Origin of the sequence: Winogradskyella sp. 4-2091 (genome assembly GCF_045765065.1) — a bacterium.
Taxonomy (GTDB): domain Bacteria; phylum Bacteroidota; class Bacteroidia; order Flavobacteriales; family Flavobacteriaceae; genus Winogradskyella.
This window is the reverse complement of record NZ_JBJKOD010000005.1, coordinates 218,145-232,949: the sequence shown is the minus strand read 5'-3', so window position 1 is coordinate 232,949 and position 14,805 is coordinate 218,145. Positions and strand designations below refer to the sequence as shown.

Below are 14,805 nucleotides of genomic sequence, written 5' to 3'. Positions count from 1 at the left end.
CAAAGGTGCTCGCAGACTTTATATGTTTTAAAAAATGAAGTCGTTACTCTACACGTTTATAATTTTCAGAATAGATTTTATGTCCATCTTCATCTAATTCAATTTGTTCAAATCTATTTTCTGATAATTCCAATTCAAAATTAAATTCATGCTGTTCTTTAATAACTTCATTCATAAAGGAAGAACCAAAATCTAATGATTCAGTGAGGTGGCCATCATCGTAAGTATAAGATCCATACCCGAAAAACTCAATTGAATCTGATTTTAATAGCTTACACCACATTACTTTACTATCTGTGTACATCTTAATTTGTCTAGAAATGGTATTGTTAGAAAACGAGTCTACAACAACATTGTCTTTATAATTATAAAATTCTACAAGTTCCCAAGTTCCTTTTAAGCTTGGTTTATTAATAATAATTTTTGTTCCTTCGGTTGAAGTTTCTAATTCACGCTCTGTTTTGTTCTTACATCCAAAAGTAAGTAACAACGTCATGCTTAATATTAAAAAATTTACTTTCATAATTTTATTGGTTTAGCTGTTAAACCCTTATAAATTACGAAATTAATAATAGACTACGCTTTTATTTATAATAATTATACAACTATAGATAGTGTTGATAACTTCTCTGTAAGGTTCTACACAAAAAACCTACTTTTGTTTTAAGTAATAAAATTCAAGAAAATGGCAGATACAATTGAAAAAGTAAAGTGTTTAATTATAGGTTCGGGACCTGCAGGATATACAGCTGCAATTTATGCGTCTAGAGCTAATATGGACCCTGTTTTGTACCAAGGAGAACAACCAGGAGGTCAATTAACTACAACTAATGATGTTGAGAATTTTCCTGGATATCCAGAAGGAATCACAGGACCAGAAATGATGATGCAATTGCAAAAACAAGCTGAGCGTTTTGGTACAGATGTACGTCATGGTTGGGTATCTAAAGTTGATTTTTCTGGAGATATACATAAAGCTTGGATTAATGGAGAAAAGGAAATCCACGCAGATACTGTAATTATTTCTACAGGAGCCTCAGCAAAATATTTAGGATTACCATCAGAGCAAAAATATTTAAAATTAGGTGGAGGCGTTTCTGCTTGTGCTGTTTGTGACGGATTCTTTTATAGAAATCAAGAAGTAGTCATTGTAGGTGCAGGAGATTCTGCTTGTGAAGAAGCACACTACTTATCTAAACTTTGTAAAAAAGTAACGATGTTAGTAAGACGTGATGAGTTTAGAGCCTCTAAAATTATGGCACAACGTGTTATTAATACAGAAAATATAGAAATCCTCTATAATACAGAAACGGATGAGGTTTTAGGAGATGGACAATTAGTGCATGGTGTTAGAGTTTTTAATAATAAAACAAACGAAAAGCACGATATTGAAGCTACAGGTTTCTTTGTGGCAATTGGTCATAAACCAAACACAGATATCTTTAAAGGAATTTTAGATTTAGATGAAACAGGCTATATCATTAACGCACAACCAGGAACAAGTAAAACCAATGTAGAAGGTGTATTTGTAAGCGGAGATGCTGCAGATCATGTCTATAGACAAGCAATTACTGCCGCAGGTACAGGATGTATGGCAGCACTAGATGCTGAACGTTATTTGGCAGCTAAAGATTCTGATTTTGAAGTTGCAACTTCAACGTACAATTAGACTTAGATATTGATATTTATAAAAAAAGCCAAAGTAAATTTACTTTGGCTTTTTCTATATAAAAAGGTATGTATTTAGCGCTTCTTTTTTTGCAATTTAGAAGTGTCATCAAATTTAGTAATTATAATTGATGGGCTTCCGTACAAATAGATTTCAGAATCGCCTGTCGATGCAATTGTAATACTTTCTGTAGCAGATATAGTCAAATCACTAGAATCTTCTAAACTTGCATCCACAGCTTTTACGTCAAATTTTGAACCATTAAAATTGGTTGAATTATCTAATCGTATTACCGAGTTGTTTGTGTTTCCATCTATTACTGCGTCTGCACGTTGGTATAAATCAAAGTTCGATGTTTTAGATGTAATTAAAGCATCTAATTTGCTATTGTCGCTTAGTTCAATTCTAGTAGAATCTGCCGTTAAGTTTAATCTAGTCTTAGACTTACCTGAACTTTTATAATCAAATGTTCTGGCTATAATATTTAAATAGGCTCTAGAATTATCAGAAGTAACTAACGTAACATCTTCAAGCTCCATAGAGGTTAATGATCTAATTTCTCCATCACCTTTTGTTTCTATAGTATGAAGTCCGTCAGCGTAATTAACCGTAATATTCAGTTTCTTTTTAGATGAAATTCGCATTTTTTCAATAAAGGTAAGCACACCATCTACTACGTTAAAATCTATAACGTCATGCAGATTGTCGTCAGCTTCTACATTTACAGAAGGTTTACTGTTATAAACAATCTCTATAGAAAAATCGCCTTCAACTACAATGGAATGAAAATCGTCTATATAGGTTTGCCTTAGTGTAACATTTCTGTTACCCTTTATTTTTTCTTCAGATTGGGCTGTAATATTCGGTACTACAGTGATAAATAAAAGAAGAATGAGTAGTAATTTTTTCATATCTTAAAGTTTATTGTCATTTAAAAGACACAAAACATAGCGTAATAGTCACTCTTTATTGGTTTTGACTACTAAAAAAAGTTCTGAATGTCAATATTAACAATTTCTAATTAATATTGGTCAATTAAAATCTATTAAACTAAGATAAGCAAAAACCATCCCAAACTCTACAAAGAATTTGAAATGGCCTACAATTGATTGGTTATTAGTCTTTTGTTAAGATTGTTTTGTTCTACTTTATCAGTAAAACTAAATTTAGTCTTGTCGCACACGACCTGCCGACGAGTCTGCTGTTTCTATTTTTTCTGGGTTTCCTGAATATCTAATATCGCCACCACTTGTTGCTTTAGCAATTAACGTCTTGGAAGTGTTAACAGAAATATCAGCACCACTAGTGGCTCTAACATCTGAGGATTCAGCTTGTAAATCTGATGCATCAATATCACTTCCACTTGTTGCATTGGCATAAAGTGTTTCAGTAATTCCACTAACTTCTATTTCGCTTCCACTGGTCGTGCTACATTCTAACTTCTTAGTTTTTACATCTACTTTAATATGCGTGCCACTAGTTGTATGAAGCTCTAATTTATCCACTTCTAATGTATTCTTAGAATAAACACTGCTTCCGCTTGTACCTTTAATAGAAGATATGGTTTCAATATTTAATAATACTTTTTTTGAAGTTGCTCGTCTAATGTTTTCTGTAGAATAAATTCTTAATGTTCCGTCTACGACTTCAGTCATTATAAGATCCATAAGGTTTTCATCTGCCTCAACAGTTAATGCTATATTATTAGATTGTGTAATGTAAAGGTCTATACCTTGGCTAATTTTAATCGATTCGAAATCGTTAGAGATGCTACGCTCTACATTAATAACATTGCCATTGCCATCTACTCCTGGTCCTAAATTCATAGAAAAGTTGCAAGATAGAAGCATTAAACTAATAACACTTGTCACGATAATTTTGGTTAGTGTACTCATAATGATTGATTGTTTTTCTATATCATTTTGTAATTGATATAGATGATTGATGATTTTTATTTTTTTTGTAAATTTAAATGGATTAATATGTGCTATAAATTTTAATATGATGAATTGTAGATTGTTGATACTCAATTGTCAATAACTTCAATGTTAACACCATCGGTATCATTTATTTTATAATCTACTTTAGCTTTTTTACTTATTGCAGTTGTGTCCATTACAGCTGTAGTTGTTTCTGATTGGTCTTCTGTTTTTTCAGCTTCATTAGTCTCTTCTTCAGATTCAGTAAAGCAGTCTAAACATTCTACATCGTCTTCAATAACTTTTAGATATTGATTTCTCATATCTCTTTTAAGAATGTTGTTTGTAGATCTGTAATTTCTATAAAAGTTATGTGTATTATTATTAGCAAAAAACACTGAACCTTCAGGTAAATAAATGATGACTTCTATATGCTGATCGCTAAATTTATTTACGGCATCTGTAATTAAATAAGAATCTAGCTTCAATTCATTATTATCAATAGTATAATTATAATTAATGTCTTGAGCACGTTCTCTCGCTAAATCGTAATTACTTCCTCTTGCAAATCCATTTATTTTAATGCGAGCTATTGAATCTGTTGTTGATTTAACTATTAATCTAATATCAGTTGTAGATATAATACTATTATCATTATCAGTTGGCATAATTTTATAGCCGTTATAATCGCTGTACAAATGCTTGTTGTAGTCGTCATGACTTACCATTTTTATTTTTAATGTGTCGCCAGAAGTAATATTAAGAGGTGCTTCAACTTGTGTAAAATTGGCATCATAGGCATGTTCAGTTGCTTGCTTAACACCTGTAATGACTAAACCTATAATTGCCATAATCCAAAGTCCTAACAATGTAAATTTGGCAATGCTACCTATAGATTTTAGGTTGTTTACTAGAATTTTGAGACCTAAATAGAAGACAAAGAAAAACGGTATTCCTATTACAAAAAACAATAATAAGGACATTAACCAAATAGGAATATTCGCGGTATTAGATGCATGAATAAAATCCATACCAGGAAAATGAACTGCATTTGTTACACCTACCGTAAAAAAGGCTACGATTAAAGCAATAATTGCACTAAGCCCAATAATGATTAAGAGAACACCAATAAACTTGGCTATCACTTTTAGAAAAAACATAATTATTGTGCCTATAGTTTCAAAAAATGATTGAGAACTCGATTTTAGTTTATTACTCTGTTTCTGAAAATCGACACTTTTTACGGTTTCGGAAATATTATCAGAAACATGGTCAAAACCTTCCTTTAATTTGTCGCCATGTTTCTTTAAATCAACATTTTTTACGGTTTCTGAGACTGTATCAATGCCGTCTTTAATTTTTTTTTCAATGTTACTGATGTTAACCGGATCACCAGTCATGGTCAGTTTTTCTGCAGTAGACTTGGCTTCGGGTATTAAAGCCCATAAAATAATGTAAAGTAAAACACCTGTACCAGCACTAAAGAAAAGAATAACCCAAATAAGTCTAATCCATAATGCGTCAATACCAAAATAATGACCTAAACCTGCAGCAACTCCACCAACATAAGAATTGTCTGTATCTCTAAATAAACGCCTAGTTGAGGCAGATTTTTGTCTATATTGTTGTTTTGGTTCATCTTCAAAGATTTCATCATCTACGAGATAATCTTCTGGTTGTCCCATTATAGCAATAACCTCGTCAACGAGTTTAATACCAACCACTTGTTTTTCGTTTTGTATGCGTTCTGAAAATAGTTCAGCAATTCTTGCTTCAATATCTGCAATAATTTCTGAACGACCTTGAGAGTCTGTAAATGAACGTTTTATAGCCTCAAGATAGCGCGATAACTTAAGGTATGCATCCTCATCTATATGGAAGAATATACCTGCTAAATTTATATTGACTGTTTTATTCATTTCTTTGGTGTTTTTGTATTGGTGACTAGGTTAACGGCATTTTGTAAATCGCTCCATGTGGAGTTTAATTCATTTAGAAACAGTTTGCCTGTTTCCGTAAGACCATAATATTTTCTTGGTGGTCCTGATGTAGATTCTTCCCAACGGTAATTGAGTAATCCAGCATTTTTTAATCTTGTTAATAGTGGATAAATAGTACCTTCTACAACAAGCATTTTTGCATCTTTTAAAGTGCCCAGAATTTCTGCTACGTAAGCATCTTCATCTTTTAAGATTGATAGTATGCAATACTCCAGAACACCTTTACGCATTTGTGCTTTTGTGTTTTCTATTTTCATGTGTTATGAGTCTTTAATTCTATTAAACTGTTCATTTTTTGATTGATGATTTATTTTGATTTATTCAGCGAGTGATGAAGTCGCAAATTGTTATTTTAAAAAATTAATTGTGAGTGGATAGGTAAATTCTTGTCCATCTCTAGCAGATAAACTAGCTTTTACAATAAGTGCTAATTCAATTATAAAAGCAATAACTGCTAAAGCGCCTAAACCGCCTCCTATATATAATAGAGGTGAAGGTTCTCCTATGTTGATATGGAAATTGTTGAAACCATGAAAATCTAAGACATCCATATTTCTAAATACTTTGAATATAAAAAAGGGTACACTTATGGTTCCTATAATTATTGCATATAGTAAAACACTAATCTGAAAATTTATCGCCTGCTTTCCATGTTGATCAATAAAGGTTGATTTGTCTTTATTTGCTGCCCATAAAATTATAGGTCCTATAAAATTTCCAAAAGGAATAAAAAACCTTGAAAAGGTAGATAAATGAATAAATGTGGCTAAATTTTTATGATGTGTGTCTAACATAATATAAAAGTATATAATAGTTGCTTATACAAATATATGTCTTTAAAAAGGTATTATGTTACGCATAGTACTAAAAATTAACATTTTATTAACATTAGCGAAGTCGTTAATTTTAAATTATTTTAGTGCTAAATTTTAACTATATATATGAAAATTACACCATCAAAACTTAATAGCTATCTAATGTTTAAACTTCCTGCGGCTTATTTTACAGGTGTAAGAACTAAACAATTAGATGATAATACTTGTGTGGTAACGGTAAAACATCGTTGGGTAAATCAAAATCCTTTTAAATCTATGTTTTGGGCAGTGCAAGGTATGGCTGCCGAATTAACAACTGGTGCTTTGGTAATGAATAAAATAAGAGATAGTGGTAAAAAAGTATCGATGCTTGTGGCATCTAATAATGCGTCATTCTCAAAAAAAGCTACAGGAAGAATAACGTTTAGCTGTACTGAGGGAAACTTAATTGATGATGCCATTAATAAAGCCATTGAAACTGGAGAAGGGCAAACAGTTTGGTTAAATTCTAAAGGGATTAATGAAGAAGGTGTAGAAGTATCTACCTTCAATTTTCAATGGACGCTAAAAGTAAAAGCTTAAATTAATTAATACCTAAGGTGTTGTAACAAAGTTTAGAAAATATCTACATATAACTGAATCAATTAAATCATTTTAATAATTAGCTATGGAAAGATTACCAGACAATAATAATAGACAAGCACACGAAATAGATTATCGTATTTACGGAGAAGAAATGCAATACGTGGAAATAGAACTAGATCCACAAGAAGGTGTTGTAGCAGAGTCAGGAAGTTTTATGATGATGGATGATGGTATAAAAATGGATACCATATTTGGTGATGGATCTCAAAAGGATACTGGTTTTTTAGGTAAAATTTTAGGTGCAGGGAAAAGAATTCTAACAGGTGAAAGCTTGTTTATGACAGCGTTCTATAATGACTTAACGGGTAAACGAAACGTGTCTTTCGCCTCGCCTTATCCTGGAAAAATTATTCCAATAGATTTAACAGAGTTTGGAGGTAAATTTATTTGCCAGAAAGATGCATTTTTATGTGCAGCAAAAGGTGTTAGTATTGGTGTAGAGTTTTCTAAAAAATTAGGTCGTGGACTTTTTGGTGGAGAAGGCTTTATAATGCAAAAACTGGAAGGTGATGGTATGGCTTTTGTGCATGCAGGTGGCACTACAGCTGTTAAAACTTTAGCAGCAGGTGAAACACTGCGAGTAGATACTGGCTGTATAATTGGTTTTACTCAAAGCATAGATTACGATATAGAATTTGTTGGCGGAATTAAAAACTCCATATTTGGTGGAGAAGGGTTGTTTTTTGCAAAATTACAAGGGCCAGGAAAAGTGTATATTCAATCGTTACCATTTAGCAGATTGGCTGGTAGAGTTTTAGCGTCTGTTCCTAGAGGCGGAAAATCTAAAGGTGAAGGGAGTATTTTAGGCGGTATTGGAGATTTATTAGATGGTGATAATCGATTTTAATCACGGTGTAGATTGCTTTATATTAGCTATTTAAATTGTAAAAGTTCTCTTTTAAAATTTGAAGATTTAGTTGATAAATTCGAATAGTTTAACATAAAAAGCTGTTAAACTTTTTATGAACTAAATTCGATTCCATTTTTTTTGCTACCTTTAAAGTGAATTAAAAATCAAAGCCTATATTTAGAAATCTACTTTTGTTAAACCTAAAACTTAAAATATCCTATGGCAAGAGCAATGTATGAGTACACTAAGACAGTACTTGGCAAAGTCAGTTTTGATGCTGCTTTATTCTGCAAGGAAGTTCAAAAAGCAGTGAGACGATTATTACCTCACGAGCTTGAAGAACTTAGAATTTATATTCAGTCCCTAATCAATCAAAACCCAGAATTAGATCAATGTTTAATTTATTTGAAAGCATAACGAAAAAAGCGACTTACGAGTCACTTTTTTTATGATTTCTTTTTTTGCTTTCGTTGATTTTAAATCTACCTTTGTAAAAAAAATATTACACTTGAGACAAGTAGTAATCTTCATATTATTTTTATCTTTTGCTTTAAGACCATTATACTTTGTTGGTAACGTTATGTATTACCAACTAAATATCGATTACATCATTGAGACGTATTGTGTTAATACAGATAAGCCAGAATTACAATGTAACGGTAAATGTCATTTAGCAAAGCAACTTACTGCGCTAGACACTACAGACGATAGTGGTAAAGCTGTTTTAAGTTTGTTCGATTCGTTTTTTCCTGTATTTTCAGAAAATATAAGTCCTTTTGAATTTAATAGTCATAATTTATATATGGCTAAACAAAAAATAGCATTTAGCACTCAGAATTATATGTTTAATTTTGAATACTTCCACTTTAAACCACCTATGGTATAGTTTTATTTTTCGACTAGGATTTTCAATCCTAAACATCCTTAAATTATAAAATAAAACATATACAAATGAAATTACTAAAATATACATTTGCACTATTGGCGTGCGCAATACTGACTAATTGTTCTACAGACAATGATGATAATGAAGAAAATTTATCGGGTCAGAGTGGAGACTTAATACTTAAATTTGATAATTCTGTTGGAGATCAGGATTTTATCTTTGGTACAACGTATTCTAAATCTAATAGCGAAACATTTCAATTATCAAATCTAAAATACATTATCAGTAATGTAAGAGTAACGGATAATGAAGGCAATACGTTTTATTATCCTGAAGAAGACAACGTGTTTATAGTTAGTGAATCAAATGGTAACAATGCAGGCGAGATTTATGTTACTTTAAATGATGTTGATGCAGCCAACTACACTCAAATAACGTTTGGGATTGGTATAGATCAAGATCGTTTTGCATTAGGTGCTGATGGTCAAGGAGCGTTCTTAGAGTTAGCTTCAGACGAAGGTATGATGTGGAGTTGGGCTTCTGGCTACAAATTTGTTCGTATCGATGGCACATTTTCTACACCATCTGTTACTGATGAGCCGTTAAATGTTCATATGGGAAGTGTTGGTACATCTTTAGATAATTATAAGGAAGTAACATTAAATTTTCCCAATACTGTTTTAGTGAGAGAGGATAGCTCTCCAGAGGTTCATATTGTAGCAGATATTTCTAAGGTTTTTGATGGTGTGACGACTGCAAACTTCGCAGATGGTTATGATCAAGTACATACTGATGCTACCGAAACACCTATAATTGCTACAAATATTCAATCAATGTTTGAGGTTCATCACATACATAACGATTAATCAATATCGAATCATTGAGAGTTTTATTTAGCTCTCAATGATTTAATAAATTTTATTGATTATGAAAAAAGTAACCTTATTAATTGTTGCTATTGTCACTGTATTTTCTTGTTCAGAATCTTCAGAAATAGCAACATACGAACCTGTCAATTTAGATGTACAAGTGCCTTCAAATTTTCCTGATATTGTTTATAATTTAGACAATAATCAGGTTACAGAAGCGGGTTTTGAACTAGGTAAAGATCTGTTTTATGAAGGTAAACTATCTTCTAACAACGCCATAGCATGTGCATTTTGTCACGAGCAAGCTTTTGCATTTACACACCATGGTCATAACTTAAGTCATGGTGTTAATGGAGGAGTAGGTTTTAGAAATGCTCAACCTATTCAAAATTTAGCATACCAAACCTCATTTATGTGGGATGGTGCAGCCTCGCATTTAGATTTACAACCAATTATTCCTCTAACAAGTGAGGTAGAAATGGGAGAAACGTTAAGTAACGTTATTTCAAAATTAGAAGCGGATTCCTATTATCAAGAGCAATTTGCAAGAGCATTCGAAGGTGGTGAGGTAAACACCGAGAACATGCTGAAGGCCTTATCTCAGTTTATGATTATGATGGTGTCTTCTAATTCTAAATATGATAAATATGTGAGAAATGAGGACAACATCACTTTTACTCAATTAGAATCTGATGGCCTGAATACGTTTCAGAATAAATGTGCCACATGCCATGCAACTGATTTATTTACGGACCAAAGTTTTAGAAATAATGGTTTGTCTATAAATCCGCAACTAAATGATTTAGGACGTTACGATATATTAGAGAACACCGAAGATTTATACAAATTTAAAGTGCCTAGCTTAAGAAATGTAGAAGTAACGTATCCATACATGCATGATGGTAGATTTGCTACGCTAGAAGTTGTTTTAGATTTTTACGATTCTGCGATGGTCGACAACGGAAATGTAGATGATGAATTATTGAGAGGAGATGGCAGCTATGGTATAACACTTAGTGATTACGAGAAAGAAAGTTTAATCGCTTTTTTACAAACTTTAACTGATTATGAATTTTTAGAAGATGAACGATTTGCCGAATTTTAATTTTAGATATGCAATACTTGGTTTGTTATTGCTTTGTAATACAATGATGTACGCTCATCATCCCAATACCATTTGTAATAACCATAATCCTGAAGCTTGGTTTTGTGATTTATGCGGTTGCTCAACAAGTAGTGGGAGTTTTGGGTATGGTACACTAAGCAATGCAAATTTTGTAGGTTTACGATACATTTATCAAAACTTTGAATCGAAAGCTGGTATTTTTAGTAATTCACCAATTAGTAAAGAAACCTTCAATACCGTACAATTATGGGCTCAAGTACCCATTAGTGATTCGTTTTATGTTACGGCGAATGTGCCATATCAAGATTTGACTAGAAATTTTGAAGGCGAACGAGAAAACCTAAATGGATTAGGAGATATTAGCGCTATTGGTTGGTATAAAATTATGTTTTATAAGAAAAAGACAACCGACAGCACAGCTATTGATTATAATCTCACAAAAGAACCTTCTGGTCACTCTATTCAATTTGGCATTGGTGTTAAGCTGCCTACAGGCAAATTTGAAGAACGACTGGCAGATAATGTAAATCCAGGATTTCAAGTTGGTACAGGCAGTGTAGATGGTGTTTTCTCTGTTGGTTATAACTACGGAAGTGATAGAATAGGTGTAAATACATTATTCAGTTATTACCTAAAAGGTGAGAATAAAAATAATTACCAGTTTGGTAATCAATTCAGTTATTCAACTAACGTTTATACTGTTTTCTCAGGAGAAAAAATGAATGTTATGCCTTTTATAGGCTTGTCTGGTGATGTGTATAATTCAATAAAGCAGTACGACGAAACCTTGCAAGATACAGATGGTAGTATTCTAAATGCTTCGTTGGGTTCAGAGTTAGCAATAGATAAATTTATCTTTGGTGCTAATTATACCTTACCACTAAGTCAGAGTTTGTTTGGAGATAATGTAAAATCGAAACAACGATTTTCCGTTTACGTCAACTTTGCACTATAAGTAATGACGTTTTAATAGAATAAACCTCGTAATATGTATTTCTTATTACGAGGTTTTTTATTGATAGATTATTTAGCCTTAGGACTAATAATTTCTACATTCTGAAAAGCAATTGCACCACGAATAACACCAGAAATGACATCATGTAATGCATTAATTATTTGCATTTTTAGTTCACTTTTATGATAAATGATACTCACTTCTCTTGCAGGTGAAGGTTCTGTAAAATGCCTTAAATTAGAATTCATTTTTTCTTTTACATCTAATGTGTGCAGATAAGGCAATAATGTCATTCCCATACCTTCATCAGATAATTTTATTAAAGTTTCTATACTACCACTTTCTAATTGAAAGTTTTCATCCACTTGATTTTTAAATACCTTACAAAGATTAATAACACCATCTCTAAAACAGTGACCATCCTCTAAGAGCAGCATATCTTCAATATCTAAGTCTCTTACTTCAATTGTTTTCATATCCCTTAACCTGTGATTATTTGGAATGTAAGCAACAAATGGTTCGTAATATAAAACACGTTCTTTAATATTATCACTTTCTAAAGGTGTTGCGGCAATGGCAGCATCTAAATGTCCGTCACTAAGACGCGCTAAAATTTCTTCAGTGGTTAATTCTTCAATTTTTAATTTAACTTTAGGAAATTTCTTTATAAAATTCTTCAAGAACATTGGCAATAAGGTAGGCATCACTGTTGGTATAATACCTAATCTAAACTCGCCTCCAATAAACCCTTTTTGTTGATCTACAATATCTTGTATTCTATCAGCTTCATTTACAATATTTCTTGCTTGAAAAACTATTTTACGTCCAACATCTGTCAATTCAATAGGTTTTTTTCCTCTATCAAAAATTATAATGTCTAATTCATCTTCAAGCTTCTGAATTTGAGTACTTAGTGTAGGTTGAGTCACAAAACAATGTTCAGCTGCTTTTGTGAAGTTCTTATGTTCTGCAATGGCTAATGCATATTTAAGTTGTGTAATGGTCATAACTATTAATTTTGGCTATAAAAGTATTAAAAGTATTCATAAAAACTATACTATTTGTTGCTTATTTCAACCGTAAATTTGTGTAAACAAAAGAAATATATCATGACACTAAATAGCATAGGTTTAGATACCAAAAAAACAGAAAAATTAGCTGAAGAATTAAATCAGTTATTAGCAAATTTTCAATTGTATTATCAAAATTTGAGAGGTATTCATTGGAATATTAAAGGACGAGGGTTTTTTGATCTTCATGTTAAATTTGAAGAATTATACACAGATACCAACGTTAAGGTAGATGAAATCGCAGAGCGTATTTTAACTTTGGGAGCAACACCTTTACATACGTTTGACGATTATACAAAAGCAGCAAAAGTTCCTGTAGGAAAAAATATTTCTAAGGATGAAAAAGCAGTGCAGCTCATAGTAGACTCTTTAAGTCAGTTGTTAGAAATGGAGCGATCTATTTTAGAAATGGCAGGCGATGCTAATGATGAAGGAACAAACTCAATGATGAGCGATTTTATTACCGAACAAGAAAAAACAGTTTGGATGATGAAAGCGTGGTTAGGTGAAACTGTATAGAAATATACAATTAGAATTAAAAATCCCTTCAAATTTATGTTTGAAGGGATTTTTTTTGATATTATTTTAATTAATTACAAGATCTGCTTAGTTCCATTACGTCTCCATTGGTTAGTAGCAGAGAAATTGAGCAAGGTAAATCGCAATCTACAACCATCCATTGACCTGTTGCTTGTTGCAAGTCTGGGCCAGAAAAACTCAATGACAACATATTACCAGAAATAGGATTTTCTACTGCAGACCATGTGCCTGAAAACGTATTTCCATCAGATGTCCATTGTAAAGAGCCGTCAGCATTAAATGAAATTTCATAACCATTCAAATCTTGAGAACCATTAATATTACTTACTGTCCAACCTGAATTTTCTACTAGAGCAGTTGTGATTGCACTTGGTAAACATAATGGATTTCCAGAATTACAGGCCACAAAATCAGCTTCCGTATAACCATCACAAAGTGCTAAACAAGCATTGTTATATGAAATTGTTAGAATATTACCACTTGTATCGATTACTTCTACACATACAGGATCTACATTTGCAGGACAAGGACATCCAAAACAATTTGTTATAATATTTTCTAATTCTTCAGAACTTGTCACATCTACTATATTTCCGTTTTCTAAAGTAACTGAAATAGGATATATAAAATCAAAATCATAAACGTCATAAAGCGCAGTGTTCAATTCTGCTTCAGAGTTAACTTCAACTGTGGTATTGCCATCAATAATTATTGAAACCGGGAAATTTAAGCTAAAACACTGATTATTTGTGCTATTGTAGTCTTCTTCACAGTTTTCAACAAAATCATCTGAAGTAAAGCCATCACAAGCAGCAAAACATTCATTAGAATAAGTTACAATAAAAGTATCTCCATTAGGATTCGTGATTTCTACGCAAACAGGATCGTAAACTTCAAAACATTCACAAGGACCAGTTGTGTTAAAATCGCATGATTCAATTAATGATGTAAATTCACTTTCATTAGTTATTGTTGCAATCTCTATGCTATTGGTAGACTCATTATAAATTTCAACATTAAAAGGAAATGCAATACCGTTTATAAATAAATTATCATTAGAATTTAGCATTATATCTATTAAGCCATCTAAATCTGAAATTGAAACGGTAGTTCCATTATTATAGGCTAAGGTTAAAGGGTAGACAAAATCGAAACAAAAATCTAAGACAATATTTCCAGCCGGATTATTAAATTGAGAAACGTTGCCGTTATCATCAAATTGTGCTCGTAATTGATCTAGTGTAGTGGTAATTGACTCACTTTCTTCAGTGGTTTGTTGTTCCTCGATTACAGGTTCATTGTTGGTACAAGCTGTGAATACAAAAAGTATCATCGCAAGACTCAAAATAGTAAGTTTAAACGTTTTCATTGGTGTTAGAATTAAAAAGTTAAAATAAATTATCGAGGTCAATCAACCGTAAGACAACTCAAATTTTAAAAACCCTACTTTTTTCTAAAACT

At 31.9% G+C, this 14,805-nt stretch carries 17 protein-coding genes; 9 read left to right on the top strand and 8 right to left on the bottom strand.

Annotated features, from left to right (window positions below; genetic code table 11):
* Window positions 1-43 precede the first annotated feature (43 nt).
* Window positions 44-523: a hypothetical protein gene (locus tag ACJBCC_RS08905; RefSeq protein ID WP_407556985.1), complete on the bottom strand. Its 480-nt coding sequence runs from the start codon at window positions 521-523 to the stop codon at window positions 44-46.
* 162 nt (window positions 524-685) lie between these two features.
* Between ACJBCC_RS08905 and trxB the strand changes: the two genes are divergently transcribed.
* The gene (gene trxB / locus ACJBCC_RS08900) at window positions 686-1,669 is read left to right on the top strand and encodes a thioredoxin-disulfide reductase (protein ID WP_299101412.1); all 984 of its coding nucleotides are present in this window, start codon (window positions 686-688) and stop codon (window positions 1,667-1,669) included.
* Between the two features lie 74 nt (window positions 1,670-1,743).
* Here trxB and ACJBCC_RS08895 read toward each other — a convergent pair whose 3' ends face one another.
* The 5 genes from ACJBCC_RS08895 to ACJBCC_RS08875 all read right to left on the bottom strand — a co-directional run bounded on the left by ACJBCC_RS08895 (window position 1,744) and on the right by ACJBCC_RS08875 (window position 6,382).
* A complete protein-coding gene (locus tag ACJBCC_RS08895; RefSeq protein WP_407556984.1) occupies window positions 1,744-2,580 on the bottom strand; it encodes a GIN domain-containing protein in 837 nt (278 codons plus the stop codon).
* Between the two features lie 255 nt (window positions 2,581-2,835).
* Complete coding sequence (locus tag ACJBCC_RS08890) at window positions 2,836-3,564, bottom strand: head GIN domain-containing protein (RefSeq protein ID WP_299101416.1); 729 nt, start codon at window positions 3,562-3,564, stop codon at window positions 2,836-2,838.
* Window positions 3,565-3,695: 131 nt separating this feature from the next.
* Window positions 3,696-5,507, bottom strand: coding sequence for a PspC domain-containing protein (locus tag ACJBCC_RS08885; protein ID WP_407556983.1), 1,812 nt, complete (start codon window positions 5,505-5,507; stop codon window positions 3,696-3,698).
* Window positions 5,504-5,845, bottom strand: coding sequence for a PadR family transcriptional regulator (locus ACJBCC_RS08880; protein WP_020896132.1), 342 nt, complete (start codon window positions 5,843-5,845; stop codon window positions 5,504-5,506). The genes ACJBCC_RS08885 and ACJBCC_RS08880 overlap by 4 nt, the downstream gene beginning before the upstream one ends.
* Before the next feature lie 90 nt (window positions 5,846-5,935).
* Window positions 5,936-6,382: a DUF4870 domain-containing protein gene (locus ACJBCC_RS08875; RefSeq protein WP_407556982.1), complete on the bottom strand. Its 447-nt coding sequence runs from the start codon at window positions 6,380-6,382 to the stop codon at window positions 5,936-5,938.
* A 147-nt stretch (window positions 6,383-6,529) separates the two neighbouring features.
* On the opposite strand from ACJBCC_RS08875, the gene ACJBCC_RS08870 reads away from it, so the two are divergent.
* From ACJBCC_RS08870 to ACJBCC_RS08840, 7 genes are all read left to right on the top strand, one after another.
* Window positions 6,530-6,985: a DUF4442 domain-containing protein gene (locus ACJBCC_RS08870; protein WP_299101421.1), complete on the top strand. Its 456-nt coding sequence runs from the start codon at window positions 6,530-6,532 to the stop codon at window positions 6,983-6,985.
* Window positions 6,986-7,070: 85 nt separating this feature from the next.
* Window positions 7,071-7,895 carry a TIGR00266 family protein gene (locus tag ACJBCC_RS08865; RefSeq protein ID WP_407556981.1) on the top strand — a complete coding sequence of 275 codons (825 nt, stop codon included), beginning with the start codon at window positions 7,071-7,073 and terminating at the stop codon, window positions 7,893-7,895.
* Between the two features lie 222 nt (window positions 7,896-8,117).
* Window positions 8,118-8,315, top strand: a complete 198-nt coding sequence (locus tag ACJBCC_RS08860; RefSeq protein ID WP_299101425.1) for a hypothetical protein — start codon at window positions 8,118-8,120, stop codon at window positions 8,313-8,315.
* A gap of 91 nt (window positions 8,316-8,406) precedes the next feature.
* Entirely contained in the window at window positions 8,407-8,784 is a 378-nt protein-coding gene (locus ACJBCC_RS08855; protein ID WP_299101427.1) for a hypothetical protein, read from the top strand.
* A gap of 65 nt (window positions 8,785-8,849) precedes the next feature.
* A complete protein-coding gene (locus ACJBCC_RS08850; RefSeq protein WP_407556980.1) occupies window positions 8,850-9,650 on the top strand; it encodes an MbnP family protein in 801 nt (266 codons plus the stop codon).
* Window positions 9,651-9,711: 61 nt separating this feature from the next.
* Window positions 9,712-10,758 (top strand): cytochrome-c peroxidase, encoded by a 1,047-nt coding sequence (locus tag ACJBCC_RS08845; protein WP_407556979.1) that lies wholly within the window; start codon window positions 9,712-9,714, stop codon window positions 10,756-10,758.
* Window positions 10,736-11,734 carry a hypothetical protein gene (locus ACJBCC_RS08840; protein WP_407556978.1) on the top strand — a complete coding sequence of 333 codons (999 nt, stop codon included), beginning with the start codon at window positions 10,736-10,738 and terminating at the stop codon, window positions 11,732-11,734. Before ACJBCC_RS08845 ends, ACJBCC_RS08840 begins: the two co-directional genes overlap by 23 nt.
* 68 nt (window positions 11,735-11,802) lie before the next feature.
* On the opposite strand, the gene ACJBCC_RS08835 is transcribed toward ACJBCC_RS08840, so the two are convergent.
* Window positions 11,803-12,741: a LysR substrate-binding domain-containing protein gene (locus ACJBCC_RS08835; protein WP_299101435.1), complete on the bottom strand. Its 939-nt coding sequence runs from the start codon at window positions 12,739-12,741 to the stop codon at window positions 11,803-11,805.
* Between the two features lie 102 nt (window positions 12,742-12,843).
* On the opposite strand from ACJBCC_RS08835, the gene ACJBCC_RS08830 reads away from it, so the two are divergent.
* Window positions 12,844-13,323 (top strand): Dps family protein, encoded by a 480-nt coding sequence (locus tag ACJBCC_RS08830; RefSeq protein ID WP_407556977.1) that lies wholly within the window; start codon window positions 12,844-12,846, stop codon window positions 13,321-13,323.
* Between the two features lie 70 nt (window positions 13,324-13,393).
* Here the strand turns inward: ACJBCC_RS08830 and ACJBCC_RS08825 are convergent, their stop codons facing one another.
* A complete protein-coding gene (locus tag ACJBCC_RS08825) occupies window positions 13,394-14,713 on the bottom strand; it encodes a hypothetical protein (RefSeq protein ID WP_407556976.1) in 1,320 nt (439 codons plus the stop codon).
* Window positions 14,714-14,805: the final 92 nt, after the last annotated feature.

What these genes read in the sequence shown, in the direction of transcription:
- trxB (WP_299101412.1), top strand. Translation starts at nt 686, where the DNA reads ATGGCAGATACAATTGAAAAAGTAAAGTGTTTAATTATAGGTTCGGGA.
- ACJBCC_RS08905 (WP_407556985.1), bottom strand. Translation starts at nt 523, where the DNA reads ATGAAAGTAAATTTTTTAATATTAAGCATGACGTTGTTACTTACTTTT.
- ACJBCC_RS08840 (WP_407556978.1), top strand. Translation starts at nt 10,736, where the DNA reads ATGAACGATTTGCCGAATTTTAATTTTAGATATGCAATACTTGGTTTG.
- ACJBCC_RS08830 (WP_407556977.1), top strand. Translation starts at nt 12,844, where the DNA reads ATGACACTAAATAGCATAGGTTTAGATACCAAAAAAACAGAAAAATTA.
- ACJBCC_RS08875 (WP_407556982.1), bottom strand. Translation starts at nt 6,382, where the DNA reads ATGTTAGACACACATCATAAAAATTTAGCCACATTTATTCATTTATCT.
- ACJBCC_RS08835 (WP_299101435.1), bottom strand. Translation starts at nt 12,741, where the DNA reads ATGACCATTACACAACTTAAATATGCATTAGCCATTGCAGAACATAAG.
- ACJBCC_RS08850 (WP_407556980.1), top strand. Translation starts at nt 8,850, where the DNA reads ATGAAATTACTAAAATATACATTTGCACTATTGGCGTGCGCAATACTG.
- ACJBCC_RS08895 (WP_407556984.1), bottom strand. Translation starts at nt 2,580, where the DNA reads ATGAAAAAATTACTACTCATTCTTCTTTTATTTATCACTGTAGTACCG.
- ACJBCC_RS08885 (WP_407556983.1), bottom strand. Translation starts at nt 5,507, where the DNA reads ATGAATAAAACAGTCAATATAAATTTAGCAGGTATATTCTTCCATATA.
- ACJBCC_RS08865 (WP_407556981.1), top strand. Translation starts at nt 7,071, where the DNA reads ATGGAAAGATTACCAGACAATAATAATAGACAAGCACACGAAATAGAT.
- ACJBCC_RS08845 (WP_407556979.1), top strand. Translation starts at nt 9,712, where the DNA reads ATGAAAAAAGTAACCTTATTAATTGTTGCTATTGTCACTGTATTTTCT.
- ACJBCC_RS08860 (WP_299101425.1), top strand. Translation starts at nt 8,118, where the DNA reads ATGGCAAGAGCAATGTATGAGTACACTAAGACAGTACTTGGCAAAGTC.
- ACJBCC_RS08825 (WP_407556976.1), bottom strand. Translation starts at nt 14,713, where the DNA reads ATGAAAACGTTTAAACTTACTATTTTGAGTCTTGCGATGATACTTTTT.
- ACJBCC_RS08870 (WP_299101421.1), top strand. Translation starts at nt 6,530, where the DNA reads ATGAAAATTACACCATCAAAACTTAATAGCTATCTAATGTTTAAACTT.
- ACJBCC_RS08880 (WP_020896132.1), bottom strand. Translation starts at nt 5,845, where the DNA reads ATGAAAATAGAAAACACAAAAGCACAAATGCGTAAAGGTGTTCTGGAG.
- ACJBCC_RS08890 (WP_299101416.1), bottom strand. Translation starts at nt 3,564, where the DNA reads ATGAGTACACTAACCAAAATTATCGTGACAAGTGTTATTAGTTTAATG.